The following is a 20,273-nucleotide window of genomic DNA, read 5'->3' on the forward strand; positions in this document are numbered from 1 at the left end:
AAAATCGGGTGTGCTATTATCGCGCGCAAAGTTTGCGTCTCGCAGGAGAGAGTCATGAAAGTAACGCTGCCGGAGTTTGAACGTGCAGGAGTGTTGGTGGTGGGTGATGTGATGCTGGACCGCTACTGGTACGGCCCCACCAGTCGTATTTCCCCGGAAGCCCCGGTGCCGGTGGTGAAGGTGGAAAATATCGAAGAACGTCCTGGCGGCGCGGCAAACGTAGCGATGAACATCGCCTCCCTGGGGGCAACGTCGCGCCTGGTGGGATTGACCGGGATTGATGACGCTGCACGCGCGCTGAGCCAGGCGCTGGCCAATGTGAATGTGAAGTGCGACTTCGTCTCCGTCCCGACTCACCCGACCATCACCAAGCTGCGGGTGCTGTCGCGCAATCAGCAACTGATCCGCCTCGACTTTGAAGAGGGCTTCTCCGGCGTGGATCCGCAGCCGATGCACGAGCGCATTCAGCAGGCGCTGGGCTCCATTGGCGCGCTGGTTCTCTCGGACTACGCCAAAGGGGCGCTGACCAGCGTCCAGACGATGATCAAGCTCGCCCGTGAAGCGGGCGTGCCGGTGCTGATCGATCCGAAAGGCACCGATTTCGAACGCTACCGCGGCGCGACGCTGCTCACCCCGAACCTCTCTGAGTTTGAAGCGGTGGTGGGCAAGTGTCAGGATGAAGCGGAGATCGTTGAACGCGGCATGAAGCTCATCGCCGAATTTGAACTGTCAGCGCTGCTGGTGACGCGTTCTGAGCAGGGGATGACGCTGCTGCAGCCGGGGCGTCCGCCGCTGCATATGCCGACCCAGGCCCAGGAAGTGTACGATGTCACCGGCGCCGGCGACACGGTGATTGGCGTGCTGGCGGCGACCCTGGCCTCCGGCAACACCCTGGAAGAGGCCTGCTATTTCGCCAACGCCGCGGCGGGCGTGGTGGTCGGTAAGCTGGGAACCTCCACCGTTTCTCCTGTCGAGCTGGAAAACGCGGTCCGCGGCCGGGCTGAGACCGGCTTTGGCGTGATGAGCGAAGAGGAACTCAAACAGGCGGTTGCGGCAGCGCGCAAGCGCGGTGAGAAAGTGGTGATGACCAACGGGGTCTTCGATATTCTGCATGCCGGCCATGTCTCCTATCTGGCGAATGCGCGCAAGCTGGGCGACCGTCTGATCGTGGCGGTCAACAGCGATGCCTCAACCAAACGTCTGAAAGGCGAAACCCGCCCGGTGAACCCGCTGGAGCAGCGGATGATCGTGCTGGGGGCGCTGGAGGCCGTCGACTGGGTGGTCTCCTTCGAGGAAGACACCCCGCAGCGGCTGATTGCCGGTATCCTGCCGGACCTGCTGGTCAAAGGCGGCGATTATAAGCCGGAACAGATCGCCGGCAGCGAAGAAGTCTGGGCTAACGGCGGCGAAGTGCTGGTGCTCAACTTTGAAGATGGCTGCTCGACCACCAATATTATTAAGAAAATACAAAAAGATAGCGATAAATAAGCTTTTCGCTATTCACCGGCTTGTACGGTGAAGCATCACGGCCCGCGATGGAGATATCGCGGGCCGTTTTTATTTAATCATGTGGAAAATGATTTAGCGCAATAAATAATCATGTTAAGCGCATTTTTCGTACAAATCGCGTTAAGGTAAGCGTAAATACTGAAGTGAGTAAAAGGCATATGACTGATCAGAACATCCACCGCTGAAGGAGTATGCGCATGAACCATAACGATATGTATTCAATGAAGAATTTTGATTTTTTGGCGCGGAGTTTCGCCAGAATGCACGCGCAAGGCCAGCCAGTTGATCTTCAGGCTATTGTCGGCAATATGGATGAAGAGCATCGTGAATGGTTTTGCCAGCGTTATGAACTTTACTGTCGTCAGGTAAACAGCCCGGCGGAAGCCGCCCACTAAGCCAAACGCAAAACGGGCCCCTGAGGGCCCGTTTTTTACGGCTGCTCTTCGCTGCCAGGCGTCGCTGCCTGGCGGTTTTCGAGGTCATTCAGACGCTGCTCCAGCAGCGCCAGTTTTTCGCGGGTCCGCAGCAAAACCTGAGTCTGTACGTCAAACTCTTCGCGGCTGACCAGATCCAGGCGGGTCAGCTGCGACTGCAGCGCCTGGCGGATTTTCTTCTCAACATCCTCACCCAGATCGCGAAGTCCTTTTGGCATCGACTCATGGACCTGGCGGGCGATTTGTTCAATTTTTTTCGGGTCAATCATGGTGGTTTCCTGCTCGGGTCGGATGATTGATCATTGTAGTGCGAACCAGGCCGCCTATAAACCAGAAATGTTTGAAGCTTATGCATTGCCGAGGATAGTCAATAGCGTTATAGTTATCTCGCTTATTCTCAGGGCGGGGCGAAATTCCCCACCGGCGGTAAATCAACCATCGCGTTGAAAGCCCGCGAGCGCTTCCCGTGACTACGGGAAGGTCAGCAGATCCGGTGTAATTCCGGGGCCGACGGTTAAAGTCCGGATGGGAGAGAGTAACGGCACAGTCGGGCCCAGGCCCGCTCGCGTTGACTTTTGCCGCTAAACCGGCGCTCCTAAGACTGCCCTGATTCTGGTAACCATAATTTTAATGAGGTTTTTTTACCATGAATCAGACGCTCCTTTCTTCTTTTGGTACCGCTTTTGAACGTGTGGAACACGCTTTGGACGCCCTGCGCGAAGGCCGCGGCGTGATGGTGCTTGATGATGAAGACCGTGAAAACGAAGGCGATATGATCTTCGCCGCCGAAACCATGACCGTTGAGCAGATGGCGCTGACCATTCGTCACGGCAGCGGCATTGTGTGCCTGTGCCTGACCGAAGATCGCCGCAAACAGCTGGATCTGCCGATGATGGTAGAGAACAACACCAGCGCCTACGGCACCGGCTTTACCGTGACCATCGAAGCGGCCGAAGGTGTGACCACCGGCGTCTCCGCTGCCGACCGCGTGACCACCGTCCGCGCGGCCATTGCCGACGGCGCGAAACCTTCCGATCTCAACCGTCCTGGCCACGTTTTCCCGCTGCGTGCGCAGCCGGGTGGCGTACTGACCCGCGGCGGCCACACTGAAGCCACTATCGACCTCGTGACCCTGGCTGGCTTTAAACCCGCAGGCGTGCTGTGCGAGCTGACCAACGACGATGGCACCATGGCGCGCGCGCCGGAGTGCATCAAGTTCGCTCAGCAACACAATATGGCGGTAGTCACGATTGAAGATCTGGTGGCCTATCGTCGCGAACATGAGCGTAAAGCCAGCTAAATAGCGGTTCGCTACGCCCGACCACAGCCCACTTCTTAGTGGGCTGTGTTGTTTCTGCGCTTTAACCGATGCCCATCGTCTGGAGTACCACCAGACTCAGCCCCATGACCGACATCCCGCACAAAACGCCATAGCTTGGGTTGCTTTGCGGATCGATCTCTTTCGCCAGCGGCATCAGTTCATCGACGGACAGTGCCACCATAATCCCGGCCACAGCGGCCATGATCGCTCCCATCACCAGCGGTGAGACCAGACTCCCCAGAATCAGCCACGCCAGCACGCCGCCCAAAATTTCCGCCATGCCGGAAAGCCCGGCCCAGAGTACCGCCTTGCTGCGCGACCCGGTGGCGGCATACACTGGCCCGGCAACGGCCAGTCCTTCAGGAATATTGTGCAGGGCAACGGCGAGGGCCACGCCCATGCCGAGTTCCAGGTTGTTGCTGGCCGTGACATAGGTGGCGATCCCTTCCGGGAAGTTATGCAGGCTGATACCCAACGTCAGCAGAATAGCGGTGCGACGTAAATTACGTGGACGCGGCGTGGCGGGGGTCATCAGATCCTGCGGGTGAGCGTGCGGCAGCAGGCGGTCAAGGCCGAAATAGCCCAGCAGGCCGATGACAAACATCCCGTAACCGAGCAGCGGCGACATGCCTTCGGCGGTCAGCGCGGCAGGCAGCATTTCCATCAATGAAATCAACAGCATGATCCCGGCGGCAAAGCCGAGGGAGAAGCCAAGCAGACGGTTAGAGGGTTTCTGACCAATCACGCCGAATATGGCGCCAATAAAGGTTGCGCTACCGGCTAACAGCGTCAATATTAAGGGTGATGACATCGCTACTCTCCCTGTGAAAATAAGTGCATATGAGTATATTGCCTGAGGATGCGCGTACGGGACACGTCCCTTTACCGCGACTTACATTCAAATTTTCTGACGATCATCATCATGGTTATCTGAGTTTATCCTGGCGCAAAAGCGCGTAATGTGAGCACATCACATTGACACCCTAAGGATATCATCATGTCCCCTACCCGAATGCCCGCGTTGTTTCTCGGCCATGGCAGCCCAATGAACGTGCTGGAAGACAACATTTATACTCGCGCCTGGGCTCACCTGGGCGAAACCCTGCCGCGTCCGAAGGCGATTGTGGTGGTCTCTGCGCACTGGTTCACGCGCGGTACGGGCGTGACGGCGATGGAGGCCCCGAAGACCATTCACGACTTCGGCGGTTTCCCACAGGCGCTGTATGACACCCATTATCCGGCGCCGGGCTCTCCGGCGCTGGCGCAACGACTGGTGGAACTGCTCTCGCCTGTGCCGGTCACTCTCGACAAAGAGGCCTGGGGATTTGACCATGGCTCGTGGGGCGTGCTGATTAAAATGTATCCGCAGGCGGATATCCCGATGGTTCAGTTGAGCATCGACAGCACCAAACCACCGGCCTGGCATCTTGAAATGGGGCGGAAACTGGCCTCGCTGCGTGATGAAGGCATTATGCTGGTGGCCAGCGGCAACGTGGTGCATAACCTGCGCACCGCCCGCTGGCACGGCGAGAACACGCCGTACCCATGGGCAGAGTCCTTCAATAACTACGTGAAGGCGAATCTGCAATGGCAGGGGCCGGACGAGCAGCACCCGCTGGTTAACTACCTGGCACACGAAGGGGGCTCGCTCTCCAACCCAACGGCGGAGCATTTCCTGCCGCTGCTATATATCCTGGGGGCGTGGGATGGTGTTGAAGCGATTACGATCCCGGTCGATGGCATCGAGATGGGCTCGCTGAGTATGCTGTCGGTGGTGGTTGGCGCCTGATGATAGTGCGCTCCGGTGATATCGTCGCCGGAGCGCGACATTATTCGACGAAAATGTGCGGATAGAAGCGCGACAGATCCTGAGTGATCAGCGCCCGATCTTCGCGAATGCCGATCCCGGCGGGCTGATCGTTGATGAGCCAGCTGCCAATCAGCGTGTAGCTGTCACCAAACTTCGGCAGGGGGTAAAACTCCTGCACGATGGTTCCTTCTTCCCCGTACGGACCTTCCACCGACTCCACGACCTTGCCCTGCTCAACAATGGAGACGTTGGCCCCTTCACGGGAGAAGATCGGCTTAATGACATACTTCTCCATCTCCGGGTGGGCATCTTCGCTGAAGTAGGCCGCCAGCAGATTCGGGTGATTGGGGAACATTTCCCACAGCATCGGCAGCAACGCTTTGTTGGAGATAATGCTTTTCCACGCGGGCTCCAGCCAGCGCACGCCGGCGTCTTCCAGCTTGGTGGAGAACATCTCCCGCAGCATAAACTCCCACGGATAGAGCTTGAACAGGTTACCAATCACCTGATCATGCAGATCGGTAAACTGACCTTTTTCGCCCAGACCGATATCTTCGATATAGAGGAATTCCGTCGCCAGGCCTGCTTCCGCGGCGCAGTCCTGCAGATACTGCACGGTGCCGCGATCTTCAACGGTATCGCGGCAGCAGGCCATATGCAGCAGCTGGAAGCCAAACTGCTCGCGCAGCTCGTCGAAGCGATCGATGAGCTTTTCCTGCAAACTATTGAACTGGTCGCTGCCCGCCGGCAGCTTGCCGGCGTTGAGCTGGTCTTCCAGCCAGATCCACTGGAAGAAGGCCGCTTCATACAGCGAGGTCGGGGTGTCGGCATTGTTCTCCAGCAGCTTCGGTTCGCCGACGCCATCCCAGGCCAGGTCGAGACGCGAGTAGAGCGACGGCTGGTTGGTTTTCCACGACTGGCGCACAAAGCCCCAGGTGTGTTTAGGGATGCGGAATTTAGTCATCAGCTCATCGCTGGCGATCACTTTCTCCACCACCTGGAGGCACATTTGATGCAGCTCGGCGGTGACTTCCTCCAGTTTTTCCACCTGCGCGAGGGTCAGCTTGTAATACGCCTCTTCGCTCCAGTAGGGCTCGCCGTACATGGTGTGGAAGTTGAAACCGTACTCGGTCGCTTTCTCACGCCAGTCCGGGCGCTCGGTAATACTGACTCTTTCCATGTGAGTTAGCCGCCCATCGAGCGAGAAGAGGACGTTGAGCCTGCGGCGCTACGCTGCATAGTCGACTGCTTCGCCACCGACTCGCCAAAACCACCGCGGGTAACGGTGGTGGTAGTTGCTGGCTTCGGCGCCATCGCGGTTTTCGGCACGTTCATGGTGCGACCCGGCTGGGCGGCGCCATAGCTCTTGCCGCTCGCATCGGTGTATTGACCATAGGCCGGGCTGGCCGGGTTTTTCGAGCTGAACAGCGGCTGCTGTTGCGCCATGCCGCCGCCCATCAGGCGGCCCATCATATAGCCGGCCATCAGCGGCATCCAGAAGCTGCCGCTGCTTTGCGCCTGCGCCTGGTTTTCCGGGGCGACGCCCGCCTGGGCTGGCGTCTGCTGGCACTGGCCTTCGCCAAACTCGGCGACGCAGTCTTCCCGGGTGGCATATTTCGGCGCGGTGCGTTCTGCCTCTTTTACCGCGTTGGTGTAAGCCGTGGTGCACTCGGCTGCTTTGCCCGGATTGGCGGCGGAGCAGTCATCGGCGTTCTGGTATAGCGACACCGTTTCATCGCTTTTTTCACAACCGGCAAGCATAAAGACCGCGGTGACGGCCAGCGCGACCGGCGTCAGATGGCGTGCGCTCCAGCTTTTGCGGAACGACGAATGATTAATTTTTTTTGTCCGTTTCATATTTGTCTTCCAGGACCCAGTGGTATGGCGTGTGTTAACGCTCAGGATAGAGGATGAGTGGTGGAAAATGAAGCGAAGAGGGGCGCTAAGCGGGGGATCTTTACGTTGCCTTACGTTTAACGCATCGCCTGTCCGACGGACAGGCGATGCGCGTCACAGTATGGGTATTACTGACGGAACGGATTGCTGCCGCTGCTCTGGGTGGTCCGTGCGGACGCCGGTTTCACCGCTGCGGTAGTGTTGCCGTAGCCATCGGCGGTGGCATCCTGCTGTGGATTTTCCGGAGCGACGCTGTCTGCGGAGGTGGGGATCGGTTTGCCCAGCGTGTTGTTCAGGGCGACCAGATCCTGCTCGTTCAGGGTACCTAACGCCGACTTAATGTTCAGCTCGTTGATCAGGTAGTTATAGCGCGCATTGGAGAGCTGCTGCTTGGCGTTATACAGCGTGGTGGTGGCGTCGAGGACGTCAACGATGGTACGCGTACCCACCGAGTAGCCTGCTTCCATCGCATCCAGGGAGCTTTGCGCAGAGACCACCGCCTGTTTGTAGGCATTGATGCTGCTGATGGAGGCGTTCACGTTGTTAAACGACGAACGTACAGTCTGCACGACGCTGCGGTGGGCGCTTTCCAACTGCTCGCTGGCGCCAACGAAGTTGTATTGCGCCTGTTTGACCTGCGAGGTCACCGCGCCACCCTGATACAGTGGCAGAGAGAAGTTCAGGCCGATTTGGTTCTGCCCGGCATCGTTATCCTGGTATTGCTGAGGATTATTATGGGTTTTTGAACCACTGTAGCTAGTATTCGATACCCCACTCGACGCGGATAGGCTGAGCGTCGGCAAATGCCCGTCCTGCGCCTGGCGAATCTGCTCGCGAGCCAGGTCCTGGTTCAGACGCGCCTGCAGCAGCGACAGGTTGCGGTTCTCCGCTTCCTTCAGCAGGGCGTTGACCGCCTGCGGCTTGTTGGTTTTGAAGCCATTCACATTCAGCGAGGCCAGCTCCGGATAGTAGTTACCGGTGACCTGGCGCAGTTCTTCGACGGCGTTGTCGAGATCGTTACGCGCGGTGACTTCGTTCGCCAGCACGGCGTCGTATTGTGAACGGGCGTTCTGTACGTCAGTGATCGCCACCAGGCCTACGTTAAAGCGCTGTGTAGTTTGATCCAACTGGCGGTAAATGGCCTGTTTCTGCGCTTCGGTATAGGAGAGCGTGTCGATGGCGGCCAGCACTTTAAAATAGGCCGTCGCGGTATTCAGAATCAGCGTTTGCTGATCGGTCTGATACGTGACATCCTGAATGCCTGCCGTTTTTTCCTGCAGCGTCAGGGCGCGCCATTTCGACATATCAAACAGAACCTGCGTTAACTGCAGCGAGCCGCTGGTGACGTTTGAATTGATGCCGTTGCTGTCGCGATAGCCATTGTTATAGGTATAATCCGCTCCCAGCCCAAGCTGAGGCAGTAATGGACTGCGCGCTTCATTGATCTTTTCGAACGCGGCGTCACGATCGGCTGCCGATTTACGCAGATCGGGGTTGCTGATGCGCGCCTGCTGGTAAACCTGAAGCAGGTTTTCCGCCTGGCTCATGGCGCTGAACCCGGTCAGGCTCAGGCCGATAAGAATGGGGAGCAATTTCTTCATTTGCATTCCTTGTTGTGAAGCATTTAGCGCTGGTCTAATTCTAAGAAAAATTCCGCTGATTGTATCGATTCTGCCGCCGTAAAAAGTTGGCGTTACGTGCCATCCGGCGGTAATTTGCACCAATCTAACATACGGACCGTAAAACGGTAGCCAAACGGTCTGGAAATCCCTAATTTCGGATTAGCAGGACATGACAATGAGCAAACCCATTCAGCAGGGAATTACCTTCTTCAAAAATGATGTAGAAATTATTGCACGCGAAACGCTGTATCGTGGTTTTTTTTCGCTCGATTTATACCGTTTTCGCCACCGCCTGTTTAACGGCGGCATGAGCGGCGAAGTCACCCGTGAAATTTTTGAGCGCGGGCATGCCGCCGTCTTGCTACCCTTTGACCCGGTGCGGGACGAAGTGGTGCTCGTCGAACAAATCCGTATTGCCGCCTATGATACCAGCGAGAGCCCGTGGCTGCTCGAAATGGTCGCCGGCATGATCGAAGCGGGGGAAACGGTGGAAGACGTTGCCCGTCGGGAAGCGCTGGAGGAGGCCGGACTTGAAGTTGGGCGGACGAAACCAATATTAAGCTATCTGGCCAGTCCTGGCGGCACCAGCGAACGGTTATCGATCCTGGTGGGAGAAGTTGATGCATCCACGGCGAAAGGCATTCATGGCCTGGCCGAGGAAAACGAGGATATTCGGGTGCATGTGGTGAGCCGGGAACAGGCTTACCAGTGGGTAGAAGAGGGGAAAATCGATAACGCAGCCTCTGTCATCGCCTTGCAATGGCTGCAATTGCATTATCACAATTTACGAAACGAGTGGACAAAATGAAGCGTTATACACCTGACTTCCCTGAGATGATGCGCCTGTGCGAGACCAACTTCGCGCAGTTGCGCCGCCTGTTGCCGCGAACGGATGCAGCGGGTGAGAAGGTAAGTTATCAGGTGGGAAGCGCGCAGTATCGGTTAACGATAGTTGAATCGACCCGCTACACTACTCTGGTGGCGATAGAACAGACTCTGCCTGCGGTAAGCTACTGGAGCCTGCCGTCGATGACCGTTCGCCTCTACCATGACGCCATGGTGGCCGAAGTGTGTTCGAGTCAGCAGATCTTTCGCTTCAAAGCGCGGTATGATTATCCTAATAAAAAGTTGCATCAACGCGACGAAAAGCATCAAATTAACCAGTTTCTGGCCGACTGGCTGCGTTACTGTTTAGCACATGGAGCGATGGCGATTCCGGTTTGTTAGCGTCGTTAAACCTAAGGACACCATTTGGAAAGCCTGTTAAACCTACCTCTGGCTGGTGAGGCCAGAGTCAGGATCTTACAAATTACTGATACTCACCTGTTTGCTGAAAAACATGAAACGTTGTTAGGCATTAATACCTGGGAAAGTTATCAGGCCGTACTGTCGGCTATTCATGCCTCACAGCGTCCATGCGATCTGATTGTCGCAACAGGCGATCTGGCGCAGGACCACTCCTCCGCGGCCTATCAGCATTTTGCTGAGGGTATCGCGAGTTTTGCTGCACCCTGCGTCTGGCTACCGGGTAACCATGATTTCCAGCCGGCGATGTACAGTACGCTGCAGGCGTCAGGCATTTCACCCGCCAAGCGCGTGTTTCTCGGTGACCACTGGCAGATCCTGCTGCTGGACAGCCAGGTGTTTGGCGTTCCCCATGGCGAGCTGAGCGACTTCCAGCTGGAGTGGCTCGAACACAAGCTGGCAGAAGCGCCGGAGCGTTATACCTTACTCCTGCTGCACCACCATCCGCTGCCTGCTGGCTGTAGCTGGCTGGACCAACACAGCCTGCGCAACGCTGGCGCGCTGGACCGCGCGCTGAGCGCCTGGCCGCGGGTGAGACATCTGCTGTGCGGCCATATTCATCAGGAACTGGATCTGGACTGGAATGGCCGGCGTATGATGGCGACGCCGTCGACCTGCGTCCAGTTCAAACCACACTGCGCCAATTTCACTCTGGATACCGTCTCACCCGGCTGGCGCTGGCTGGAGCTGCATCCTGACGGGACGCTGACCACCGAAGTGTGCCGCCTGGAAGGCGCCGAGTTCCACCCGGATATTGCTTCAGAAGGCTACTGATGGCGACGCTTCTTTATCTGCACGGCTTTAACAGTTCCCCGCGCTCGGCGAAGGCGATGGCGTTAAAGACCTGGCTGTCGCAGCAGCACCCCGACATCACCATGGTGGTACCGGAGCTGCCGCCTTATCCGGCTGAAACGGCAGAGCTGCTGGAATCCATTGTGCTGGAGCATGGCGGCGAGCCACTCGGGGTTGTGGGGTCGTCGCTGGGCGGCTACTACGCGACCTGGCTGTCGCAGTGCTTTATGGTGCCGGCGGTGGTCGTCAACCCGGCGGTGCGCCCGTTTGAACTGCTGAACAATTTTCTCGGCCACAATGAGAATCCATACACCGGGCAGCAATATGTGCTAGAGTCTCGCCATATTTACGATCTCAAGGTCATGCAAATCGACCCGCTTGAAGCGCCGGATTTACTCTGGCTGCTGCAGCAGACCGGGGATGAAGTGCTTGATTACCGCCAGGCCGTTCATTACTACGCCTCCTGCCGGCAAACGGTGGAGGAGGGCGGTAATCACGCATTTGTCGGCTTTGACGATCATTTCACTCAGATTATCGAATTTCTCGGCCTGTGCTAAACGGCCCTGAACGACCTACGAATACACACCATGACGCAATCTTCATATAACGCTGATGCCATTGAGGTACTCACCGGGCTAGAGCCGGTGCGCCGCCGTCCGGGCATGTATACCGACACCACCCGTCCTAACCATCTTGGTCAGGAAGTTATTGATAACAGTGTCGATGAAGCGCTGGCAGGCCACGCCAAACGCGTGGAAGTTATCCTTCATGCCGACCAGTCCCTGGAAGTCATTGACGACGGGCGCGGCATGCCGGTCGACATTCACCCGGAAGAAGGGGTGCCGGCGGTTGAGCTGATCCTCTGCCGACTGCACGCGGGCGGTAAGTTTTCCAACAAAAACTACCAGTTTTCCGGCGGCCTGCACGGGGTGGGGATCTCGGTGGTCAACGCCCTGTCAAAACGCGTAGAGGTAACGGTTCGTCGCGACGGTCAGGTCTACAGCATCGCCTTTGAAAACGGTGAAAAAGTAGAAGATCTGCACGTCACCGGTACCTGTGGCAAACGCAATACCGGGACCAGCGTCCATTTCTGGCCGGACGAAAGCTTCTTCGACAGCCCGCGTTTCTCCGTTTCGCGTTTGACCCATCTGTTAAAAGCGAAAGCGGTGCTGTGTCCCGGCGTGGAAATCGTGTTTCGCGATCAGGTCAACGACAGCGAGCAGCGCTGGTGCTATGCCGATGGCCTTAACGACTACCTGTGCGAAGCCGTAAACGGCCTGCCGCTGCTGCCGGAAAAACCGTTCGTCGGCACCTTCTCCGGCGAGACGGAAGCCGTGGACTGGGCGCTGCTGTGGCTGCCGGAAGGCGGCGAATTGCTGACCGAAAGCTACGTCAACCTGATCCCGACCATGCAGGGCGGGACGCACGTTAACGGTCTGCGTCAGGGACTGCTGGATGCGATGCGCGAGTTCTGCGAATATCGTAATATCCTGCCGCGCGGCGTGAAGCTGTCAGCGGAAGATATCTGGGATCGCTGCGCCTACGTGCTGTCGGTGAAAATGCAGGATCCGCAGTTCGCCGGGCAAACCAAAGAGCGTCTGTCGTCGCGCCAGTGCGCGGCGTTCGTCTCCGGCGTGGTGAAAGATGCCTTCAGTCTGTGGCTGAACCAGAACGTACAGGCTGCCGAACTGCTGGCGGAGATGGCTATCTCCAGCGCCCAGCGTCGTCTGCGCGCCGCCAAGAAAGTGGTGCGTAAAAAGCTGACCAGCGGTCCGGCATTGCCGGGTAAGCTGGCAGACTGCACCGCCCAGGACCTGAACCGCACCGAGCTGTTCCTCGTCGAAGGGGACTCGGCGGGCGGTTCAGCCAAGCAGGCGCGCGATCGCGAATATCAGGCGATCATGCCGCTGAAAGGCAAGATCCTGAATACCTGGGAAGTCTCGTCCGATGAAGTGTTAGCTTCGCAAGAAGTGCACGACATTTCGGTGGCGATTGGTATTGACCCGGATAGCGATGATTTAAGCCAGCTGCGCTACGGCAAAATTTGTATTCTGGCGGATGCCGATTCCGATGGCCTGCACATTGCCACCCTGCTGTGCGCGCTGTTTGTGAGACATTTCCGTACCCTGGTGAAAGAGGGGCACGTCTACGTGGCGCTGCCGCCGCTGTACCGTATCGATCTCGGTAAAGAGGTCTACTACGCGCTGACGGAAGAAGAAAAAACCGGCGTGCTGGAGCAGCTGAAGCGTAAGAAGGGCAAGCCAAACGTCCAGCGCTTTAAAGGTCTGGGTGAGATGAACCCAATGCAGCTGCGGGAAACCACGCTTGATCCGAATACCCGCCGGCTGGTGCAACTGGTGATCAGCGATGAGGATGAGCAGCAGACCACGGCGATGATGGACATGCTGCTGGCCAAGAAGCGTTCCGAAGACCGTCGCAACTGGCTGCAGGAGAAGGGCGATATGGCGGATCTGGAAGTGTAAGTCTGTACGCTGCGCCTGACGTAAAAGGGAGCCTCAGGCTCCCTTTTTCATTTCACGACTGCGTCGGCGGGCTTAGACGCCAGGCTGCAGGATACGGATGGTGGTCTCCAGCACATCGCCTTTGACCGCTTCCGACCAGGCTTTCATGTGCGGCGTTTGCAGGTGCGCTTCAAGATGCGCGACGCTTTCCCACTGCTCCACCATGACGATAGAGTCGGGGGCCGTGGTCTGGAAGCTGACGCCGGCGGCATGATCTACCATGGGCGCGTAGCCGTGGCAGCCGGCCTCCTGCAAAACGGTCGGAATGATTTTCGCGAACTGATCGAGAACCGCCTGACGGTGGTGCTGGCCCGGGCGGGTACGGATTTCTGCAATCACTGTTAACATGGTTAACTCAACTCCTTCTGTGTGTATCTCGTCATACTCCAGGTTCGAATAACTCGAAATATGTAGAGCGTAGACCTGTAGTTAACCAAAAATTTCCGCCAGATGCTTGCGATATTCTGCGATATACCGTGGGACATCAGGCATTTTAATCACGTCGTTGGCGATAAAGGTCGGCAGCGCTTCCATTCCCAGGAACTGGTTAGCCTTATGGAACGGCAGGTAAACGCCGTCAACGCCGACGCCGTGGAAGAACTGGTCTTCGTCGGTGAAGGCTTCCATCGGCGCGTTCCAGGTCAGGGAGAGCATATATTTTTTCCCCTGCACCAGGCCGCCGGAGCCATATTTTTTGCTGGCGTCGGAGCGGGTACGACCGTCGCTGGCGTACAGCGAGCCGTGGCCTTCGGTAAAGACATCATCCATATATTTCTTCACCGTCCACGGGGCGCCCATCCACCAGCCCGGCATCTGCCAGATCACCACATCGGCCCAGAGGAAATTCTGCACTTCTGCTTTTACGTCGTACTCGCTTTCGGCGCGAACGCTTTTAACATCGTGCCCGGCGTCGCGCAGATAACTCTCCGCGACCTCGGTCAGGGTGTCGTTCAGCTGGCCATTCGAGTGCGCGAACTTTTTTGCGCCATTGATAATCAGGATGTTGCTCATCATTTGTCCTCAATCTTGAAAATTTGCCGATGATCTTACCCCGCGAAGCGGGGCAGTAAAATGAGCAAAATGTGCAAAGTCTTTTGCCAAATGAGCAATAATCTCGCTACCAGTACACGCGGGCTTCGAAGCCGCCGTCGCGCGCGTTGGCGAAATCAACCTGCATGCCGTGCAGCGAGGCGATGCGCCGGACGATAGACAGGCCCAGGCCGCTGCCCGGCGCGTCCTGCCCCGGCGGGCGATAAAAACGCTCGCCGATGCGCGCCAGCGCCTGCGGGCTAATGCCTGGGCCGTTATCACGCACCCGAAACTCGCGGCCGTTGAGGGTGATATCAACCTGGCTGCCGCGCGGGCTATAGCGTACGGCATTATCCAGCAGGTTGCGCACCAGCAGGCTGAGCAGCAGCGGCTGGCCGGTGTGAACGATATGACTGGCATTCAGGTGTAGGCGTAGTTCAATGGCGGACTGCTGCGCATGGTGATACATCTCCATCACCGCCGACTGCAGCAGGTCGTCGATGGCGACCGGCTGCACGTCGTCCAGTTGGGCGAGTGAGTCCAGCCGCGACAGCGTCAGCAGTTGATCGACCAGCCGGGTGGCGCGATCGATCCCCTGGTGGAGCTGGGCCAGCGCTTTCTCACGTCCTTCTGCATCGTCCATAGAGAGCTGGGCGACGTCGGTCTGTACCTTCAGCGCCGCCAGCGGGCTGCGCAGTTCATGGGCGGCATCAGAGGTAAACCGACGTTCGCGCAGCATGGCGTCATGGGTGCGCTGGAACAGCTGATTCAGAGCCTCGACCAGCGGGCGGACTTCGGAGGGGATCTTCTCCACGCTGAGCGATTCCGCTGAGTCCGGCGCGCGCAGGCGCAGCGTGCGCGCCAGCTTTTTCAACGGCGCCAGTTCGCGGCTTAACAGCACGATAAGCAGCACGAACATCAGCGGCAGGGCGATCATCCACGGGGTGAGCTGCGAGGTCACGATATCCATCGCCATTTCGCGCCGATAATCCCACTCCTGACCGACGACGATGCGATGGCGACCATCGGCAGTGGTTAACGACAGGAAGCGCCACTCGTCATCATCGCCGCGCAGGTAGCCATTGCTGAACCCCTCGCGCTGTGAGCTCCACTGGATATCCTCCCCGTTCTCGCCGTCGTTGAGCACCATGGTGCCGTCGCGGGTGAAGATGGCGAACGCCAGCGCGTCGTCGTCGATGTGTCCATGCCGCACCTTTTTCTTTTCACCGAGCGATTCGGGCGGGACGCGGAGTTCATCGAAATGCATGGCGCTCAGGCGGCGGGCGAACAGCAACTGCTGGGTATCGAACAGCTTATCCAGCTTTTTGCTGGTTTGCTGCCAGGCGATCACGCTGGCGACGCCCCAGGCGGCCGCGGTCAGCACAGCAAACAGCAGCGTCAGACGGACGCGCAGGCTCATGCGGGCAAGTCGTTTCATGCGTCACCCAGGGTATAGCCTATGCCGTGGACAGTGCGGATAAATCCGCTACCGAGTTTGCGGCGCAGATGATGGACGTGAACTTCCACGGCGTTGCTGGAGACCTCGTCGTCCCAGGTGTAGAGCTTTTCTTCGATAAGCTTGCGCGGCAGTACGCGACCAGCGTTACGCAGCAGCAGTTCCAGCAGGGCGAACTCTTTCGGCTTTAGCACCAGGCTCTCGCCGTCGAGGCTGGCGGTTAAGCGGTTCGGGTCGAGGCTCACCTTGCCGTGGCGCAACTCGCTGCTGCTCTGGCCGTGCGCGCGACGGATCAACGCTTCGAGGCGCGCCGCCACTTCAATCAGGGCGAAAGGTTTGCACAGATAGTCATCGGCGCCGAGCCGTAGCCCCTCCACTCGCTGGCTGAGCGCATCGCGGGCGGTAAGGATCAGCACTGGCTCATGGCGGCCCTTGTCCCGCCATTCGCGCAGAATATCGAGGCCATCGATGCCGGGGAGGGTGAGATCCAGGATTGCGGCGTCGTAGGGGGCGCTATATAAGGCATTTTTGCCCTCCAGCCCGGCGGTAAACCAGTCAATGCTGAAGCCCATTTTGCTCAGCCCGGCTTTGATGCCGTCGCCGATCAGCTTGTCATCTTCCACCAGTAATATGCGCATGTTTCCCTCCGACGATCCTGTTTCTTTGCGCAGTAAACCGCGTTGAAGCGGGTGATGTACAGCATTAAAATTTCTTTTTTCCGCTTAAGAAGTCGTTAAGTTTTGTCGGGCGTAATAGGAGCCATATCAACACGAAGGGAGAACACATCATGAAGAAAATTGCTGCGATGACCGCGATCGTTGCCCTGGTTTCCATGCCGGTGCTGGCTGCCGAACAGGGCGGGTTTACCGGTCCTTCTTCGACCACGCAGGTCAGTTCCACCGCGCAGGCTGGCGGATTCACCGGCCCGAGCGGCGCGGTGACCACCGTCGCCAATGCCAAATCGCTGCGGGACGATACCTGGGTGACCCTGCGCGGCAAGATAACCGAGCGCATTTCTGACGATCTGTATAAATTCCAGGATGCTTCCGGGGTGATCAATGTCGATATCGACCACAAGCGCTGGAACGGCGTGACCGTCGGCCCGCAGGACACAGTAGAAATTCAGGGGGAAGTCGATAAGGACTGGAACTCAGTAGAAATCGACGTTAAACAGATCCGTAAAATCGCGCCATAAGTCTTCGTCAGATAAGCGCAAGATCGGTCAGGCATCGCGATCCTCGCTCTGTCAGAGTATGTCGCGAGGAGGAGACGATGAACGATATTAAGGCCAGCCCGGCGTATGTCGGGCGCTTCCAGCGTGTCTGTAGGTACATTGCGCGCCATCTTGATGAGCCGCTGTCGCTGGAGACGCTGAGCGCGATAGCGCACAGTTCGCCTTACCATTTTCACCGGCAATTTAGCGCTTATACCGGCATTCCATTGTACCGGTATATTCAGTGGTTGCGTCTGCGACGCGCCTGTTGGCGCCTGGCGTTCAACCCCCGCGATAAAGTCATCGATATTGCCCTTGATGCCGGATTTCAGAATGCGGAGTCGTTCAGTCGTGCCTTCCGTACCGCGTTTGACCAAAGCCCGACCCAATTCCGTCAGCAACCGGACTGGGCCGAGTGGCATCGACGCGTACCGAAACATACGCTACAGGAGCAAACGTCGATGGACGTCAACATCATTTCCTTCCCCACCACCCGGATAGCCGTACTGCAACATCGCGGCAGCCCGGACCTTGTCAACACCACCGCCGCGCGTTTTATCGCCTGGCGTAAGACGAGCGGATTATCGCCCGTCGCCACCAGCGATACCTGGGGTATCGCCTGGGACGATCCGCAGACCACCCCGCAGGAGGCATTTCGTTTTGATATCTGCGGTACGGTCGCTGGGCCGGTCGGTGAAAACGCCTTTGGCGTGATTAACGGCGAAATCCCCGGCGGACGCTGCGCCGTCGTGCGCCATCACGGCTCGCTGGACACGCTGGCGAACAGCGTTTGGTTTCTCTATCGCGACTGGTTACCCGCGTCAGGCGAGACGTTACGGGATTTTCCGGTGTACTTCCGTTACCTCAATTTTGTCCATGAGGTGGCTGAGCATGAACTGCAAACCGATATTTATCTGCCGCTGGCCTGATTAAGCGTGACGGAATCCTCAGCCGATCTCACGGCCTGTGACTCAGGGCGTGAGATCGGGTATTATCGCGGGTAGTTTTGCCGTCCGAACGGTCGGTACCCAGATTGAGGATCCACGATTAATGAGCGATATGGCAGAGCGCCTTGCGCTGCATGAATTTACGGAAAATGCTTACCTGAACTACTCCATGTACGTGATCATGGACAGGGCATTACCGTTTATTGGCGATGGCTTAAAACCGGTCCAGCGTCGCATCGTCTACGCGATGTCCGAGCTGGGGCTGAACGCCAGCGCGAAATTCAAAAAGTCCGCCCGCACCGTCGGCGACGTGTTGGGTAAATATCACCCGCACGGCGACAGCGCCTGCTATGAAGCGATGGTGCTGATGGCGCAGCCGTTCTCTTACCGTTACCCGCTGGTAGACGGGCAGGGAAACTGGGGTGCGCCGGACGATCCGAAATCCTTCGCCGCCATGCGTTACACCGAGTCCCGCCTGTCGAAGTATGCTGAACTGCTGCTCAGCGAGCTGGGACAGGGAACGGTCGACTGGGTACCAAACTTTGACGGGACGCTGCAGGAGCCGAAAATGCTGCCTGCGCGTCTACCGAACATCCTGCTTAATGGCACCACCGGCATCGCGGTGGGTATGGCCACTGATATTCCGCCGCACAACCTGCGTGAAGTGGCCAAAGCGGCTATTACCCTGATTGAGCAGCCGAAAACGACTCTCGACGAACTGCTGGATATCGTGCAGGGGCCGGATTTCCCGACCGAGGCGGAGATCATCACCTCGCGGGCGGAAATTCGCAAAATCTACCAGAACGGACGCGGCTCAGTGCGCATGCGCGCGGTGTGGAGCAAAGAGGACGGCGCGGTGGTGATTAGCGCGCTGCCGCACCAGGTTTCCGGCGCCAAAGTGCTGGAGCAGATTGCGGCGCAGATGCGCAATAAAAAGCTGCCGATGGTTGACGATCTGCGCGACGAATCGGACCACGAAAACCCGACCCGTCTGGTGATCGTCCCGCGCTCCAACCGGGTGGATATGGAACAGGTGATGAACCACCTGTTTGCTACTACCGATCTGGAAAAAAGCTACCGCATCAACCTCAATATGATCGGCCTCGACGGACGCCCGGCGGTGAAAAACCTGCTGGAGATCCTCAGCGAGTGGCTGGTGTTCCGTCGCGATACCGTGCGTCGCCGTCTGAACCATCGGTTAGAGAAAGTGCTTAAGCGCCTGCATATCCTTGAAGGTTTGCTGGTGGCGTTTCTCAATATCGATGAAGTGATCGAGATCATCCGCACCGAAGATGAACCGAAGCCAGCCCTGATGTCGCGCTTTGGCATCAGCGAAACCCAGGCGGAAGCGATTCTGGAATTAAAACTGCGCCACCTCGCCAAACTGGAAGAGATGAAGATCCGCGGCGAGCAGGACGAGCTGGAAAAAGAGCGCGACCAGCTGCAGGCGATTCTGGCTTCTGAGCGTAAAATGAACAACCTGCTGAAAAAAGAGCTGCAGGCTGATGCCGATGCTTTCGGTGACGAACGCCGCTCGCCGCTTCACGAACGTGAAGAAGCGAAAGCGATGAGCGAGCATGATATGCAGCCGTCTGAGCCAGTGACTATCGTTCTGTCGCAGATGGGCTGGGTGCGGAGCGCCAAAGGGCACGACATCGACGCTCAGGGCTTGAGCTATAAAGCGGGCGACAGCTGGAAGGCCTCGGCGAAAGGCAAGAGCAACCAGCCGGTGGTGTTTATCGATACCACCGGGCGCAGCTATGCCATCGATCCGATTACCCTGCCTTCCGCGCGTGGCCAGGGCGAGCCGCTTACCGGTAAGCTGACTCTGCCGCCGGGGGCGACCGTGGAACATATGCTGATGGAAAGCGACGATCGTAAGCTGCTGATGGCTTCCGACGCGGGCTACGGTTTTGTCTGCACCTTCAACGATCTGGTGGCGCGCAACCGTGCCGGTAAAGCGCTGATCACCCTGCCTGACAACGCGCACGTGATGCCGCCGCTGGTGATTGAGGACGAGTCCGATATGCTGCTGGCCATCACGGCAGCCGGACGGATGCTGATGTTCCCGGTGAGCGATCTACCGCAGCTGTCGAAAGGCAAGGGCAACAAAATTATCAGCATTCCTGCGGCGGAAGCCGCCGCCGGGCAGGATGGCCTGGCGCATCTGTTTATCCTGCCACCGCAGAGCACGCTCACCATCCATGTTGGCAAACGGAAAATCAAACTGCGTCCGGAAGAGCTGCAAAAAGTCACCGGCGAGCGTGGTCGCCGCGGTTCGCTGATGCGCGGGCTGCAGAAGATCGACCGTGTTGAAATCGACTCGCCGCGCCGCGCCGCGGCAGGCGATAGCGAAGAGTAAACGCCACTCCTCCCGTCTTTGACGGGAGGAGGCGAAAAAATGCCGCAAAATCGTT

The 20,273-nt window shown here is 57.9% G+C and carries 22 protein-coding genes and 1 riboswitch; of the genes, 12 read left to right on the plus strand and 10 right to left on the minus strand.

What is annotated here, in order from left to right:
• Window positions 1-54 precede the first annotated feature (54 nt).
• Entirely contained in the window at window positions 55-1,488 is a 1,434-nt protein-coding gene (gene hldE, locus NKJ21_RS07845) for a bifunctional D-glycero-beta-D-manno-heptose-7-phosphate kinase/D-glycero-beta-D-manno-heptose 1-phosphate adenylyltransferase HldE (RefSeq protein ID WP_012540541.1), read from the plus strand.
• A 77-nt stretch (window positions 1,489-1,565) separates the two neighbouring features.
• Here hldE and NKJ21_RS07850 read toward each other — a convergent pair whose 3' ends face one another.
• Complete coding sequence (locus NKJ21_RS07850; RefSeq protein ID WP_004144536.1) at window positions 1,566-1,715, minus strand: hypothetical protein; 150 nt, start codon at window positions 1,713-1,715, stop codon at window positions 1,566-1,568.
• On the opposite strand from NKJ21_RS07850, the gene glgS reads away from it, so the two are divergent.
• Window positions 1,707-1,904: a cell surface composition regulator GlgS gene (gene glgS / locus NKJ21_RS07855; RefSeq protein ID WP_004205248.1), complete on the plus strand. Its 198-nt coding sequence runs from the start codon at window positions 1,707-1,709 to the stop codon at window positions 1,902-1,904. The genes NKJ21_RS07850 and glgS overlap by 9 nt on opposite strands.
• 35 nt (window positions 1,905-1,939) lie before the next feature.
• On the opposite strand, the gene NKJ21_RS07860 is transcribed toward glgS, so the two are convergent.
• Window positions 1,940-2,212 (minus strand): accessory factor UbiK family protein, encoded by a 273-nt coding sequence (locus NKJ21_RS07860; RefSeq protein WP_008806522.1) that lies wholly within the window; start codon window positions 2,210-2,212, stop codon window positions 1,940-1,942.
• A gap of 120 nt (window positions 2,213-2,332) precedes the next feature.
• Window positions 2,333-2,484: riboswitch (FMN riboswitch) on the plus strand.
• 105 nt (window positions 2,485-2,589) lie between these two features.
• On the opposite strand from NKJ21_RS07860, the gene ribB reads away from it, so the two are divergent.
• The gene (gene ribB, locus NKJ21_RS07865) at window positions 2,590-3,243 is read left to right on the plus strand and encodes a 3,4-dihydroxy-2-butanone-4-phosphate synthase (protein WP_004174356.1); all 654 of its coding nucleotides are present in this window, start codon (window positions 2,590-2,592) and stop codon (window positions 3,241-3,243) included.
• 61 nt (window positions 3,244-3,304) lie between these two features.
• On the opposite strand, the gene zupT is transcribed toward ribB, so the two are convergent.
• A complete protein-coding gene (gene zupT / locus NKJ21_RS07870; protein ID WP_008806521.1) occupies window positions 3,305-4,075 on the minus strand; it encodes a zinc transporter ZupT in 771 nt (256 codons plus the stop codon).
• A gap of 186 nt (window positions 4,076-4,261) precedes the next feature.
• Here zupT and ygiD point away from each other — a divergent pair, with 186 nt between their 5' ends.
• Window positions 4,262-5,053, plus strand: coding sequence for a 4,5-DOPA dioxygenase extradiol (gene ygiD / locus NKJ21_RS07875; RefSeq protein ID WP_008806520.1), 792 nt, complete (start codon window positions 4,262-4,264; stop codon window positions 5,051-5,053).
• Between the two features lie 40 nt (window positions 5,054-5,093).
• On the opposite strand, the gene NKJ21_RS07880 is transcribed toward ygiD, so the two are convergent.
• The 3 genes from NKJ21_RS07880 to tolC form a co-directional block, all read right to left on the minus strand.
• Complete coding sequence (locus tag NKJ21_RS07880) at window positions 5,094-6,254, minus strand: glutathionylspermidine synthase family protein (RefSeq protein WP_117108848.1); 1,161 nt, start codon at window positions 6,252-6,254, stop codon at window positions 5,094-5,096.
• Window positions 6,255-6,259: 5 nt separating this feature from the next.
• A complete protein-coding gene (locus NKJ21_RS07885) occupies window positions 6,260-6,931 on the minus strand; it encodes a DUF1190 family protein (RefSeq protein ID WP_008806518.1) in 672 nt (223 codons plus the stop codon).
• A 167-nt stretch (window positions 6,932-7,098) separates the two neighbouring features.
• The gene (tolC, locus tag NKJ21_RS07890; RefSeq protein ID WP_008806517.1) at window positions 7,099-8,571 is read right to left on the minus strand and encodes an outer membrane channel protein TolC; all 1,473 of its coding nucleotides are present in this window, start codon (window positions 8,569-8,571) and stop codon (window positions 7,099-7,101) included.
• Window positions 8,572-8,767: 196 nt separating this feature from the next.
• Between tolC and nudF the strand changes: the two genes are divergently transcribed.
• From nudF to parE, 5 genes are read left to right on the plus strand one after another with little or no spacing between them, the layout of a single operon-like run.
• Window positions 8,768-9,400 carry an ADP-ribose diphosphatase gene (gene nudF, locus NKJ21_RS07895; protein ID WP_008806516.1) on the plus strand — a complete coding sequence of 211 codons (633 nt, stop codon included), beginning with the start codon at window positions 8,768-8,770 and terminating at the stop codon, window positions 9,398-9,400.
• Complete coding sequence (locus tag NKJ21_RS07900; protein WP_002916847.1) at window positions 9,397-9,819, plus strand: DUF1249 family protein; 423 nt, start codon at window positions 9,397-9,399, stop codon at window positions 9,817-9,819. Before nudF ends, NKJ21_RS07900 begins: the two co-directional genes overlap by 4 nt.
• A gap of 24 nt (window positions 9,820-9,843) precedes the next feature.
• Window positions 9,844-10,671 (plus strand): 3',5'-cyclic-AMP phosphodiesterase, encoded by an 828-nt coding sequence (cpdA, locus tag NKJ21_RS07905; RefSeq protein ID WP_008806515.1) that lies wholly within the window; start codon window positions 9,844-9,846, stop codon window positions 10,669-10,671.
• Window positions 10,671-11,246, plus strand: a complete 576-nt coding sequence (gene yqiA / locus NKJ21_RS07910; RefSeq protein ID WP_008806514.1) for an esterase YqiA — start codon at window positions 10,671-10,673, stop codon at window positions 11,244-11,246. Before cpdA ends, yqiA begins: the two co-directional genes overlap by 1 nt.
• 30 nt (window positions 11,247-11,276) lie before the next feature.
• A complete protein-coding gene (parE, locus tag NKJ21_RS07915) occupies window positions 11,277-13,172 on the plus strand; it encodes a DNA topoisomerase IV subunit B (protein WP_008806513.1) in 1,896 nt (631 codons plus the stop codon).
• Window positions 13,173-13,244: 72 nt separating this feature from the next.
• Here parE and NKJ21_RS07920 read toward each other — a convergent pair whose 3' ends face one another.
• The 4 genes from NKJ21_RS07920 to qseB form a co-directional block, all read right to left on the minus strand.
• Window positions 13,245-13,559, minus strand: a complete 315-nt coding sequence (locus NKJ21_RS07920; protein WP_008806512.1) for a putative quinol monooxygenase — start codon at window positions 13,557-13,559, stop codon at window positions 13,245-13,247.
• An 81-nt stretch (window positions 13,560-13,640) separates the two neighbouring features.
• A complete protein-coding gene (locus NKJ21_RS07925; RefSeq protein WP_008806511.1) occupies window positions 13,641-14,222 on the minus strand; it encodes an NAD(P)H-dependent oxidoreductase in 582 nt (193 codons plus the stop codon).
• Between the two features lie 106 nt (window positions 14,223-14,328).
• Window positions 14,329-15,678 (minus strand): quorum sensing histidine kinase QseC, encoded by a 1,350-nt coding sequence (gene qseC / locus NKJ21_RS07930; RefSeq protein ID WP_239270434.1) that lies wholly within the window; start codon window positions 15,676-15,678, stop codon window positions 14,329-14,331.
• Window positions 15,675-16,334: a quorum sensing response regulator transcription factor QseB gene (gene qseB / locus NKJ21_RS07935; RefSeq protein ID WP_008806509.1), complete on the minus strand. Its 660-nt coding sequence runs from the start codon at window positions 16,332-16,334 to the stop codon at window positions 15,675-15,677. Before qseB ends, qseC begins: the two co-directional genes overlap by 4 nt.
• 149 nt (window positions 16,335-16,483) lie before the next feature.
• On the opposite strand from qseB, the gene NKJ21_RS07940 reads away from it, so the two are divergent.
• From NKJ21_RS07940 to parC, 3 genes are all read left to right on the plus strand, one after another.
• Window positions 16,484-16,891: a YgiW/YdeI family stress tolerance OB fold protein gene (locus NKJ21_RS07940; RefSeq protein ID WP_008806508.1), complete on the plus strand. Its 408-nt coding sequence runs from the start codon at window positions 16,484-16,486 to the stop codon at window positions 16,889-16,891.
• Window positions 16,892-16,968: 77 nt separating this feature from the next.
• The gene (locus tag NKJ21_RS07945) at window positions 16,969-17,838 is read left to right on the plus strand and encodes a GyrI-like domain-containing protein (RefSeq protein ID WP_012967217.1); all 870 of its coding nucleotides are present in this window, start codon (window positions 16,969-16,971) and stop codon (window positions 17,836-17,838) included.
• Window positions 17,839-17,959: 121 nt separating this feature from the next.
• On the plus strand, window positions 17,960-20,218 hold the full coding sequence (parC, locus tag NKJ21_RS07950; RefSeq protein WP_008806506.1) for a DNA topoisomerase IV subunit A: 2,259 nt from the start codon (window positions 17,960-17,962) through the stop codon (window positions 20,216-20,218).
• Window positions 20,219-20,273 lie beyond the last annotated feature (55 nt).

The sequence above is a fragment of the Klebsiella sp. SWET4 genome (genome assembly GCF_024296565.1).
Taxonomy (GTDB): domain Bacteria; phylum Pseudomonadota; class Gammaproteobacteria; order Enterobacterales; family Enterobacteriaceae; genus Klebsiella; species Klebsiella variicola.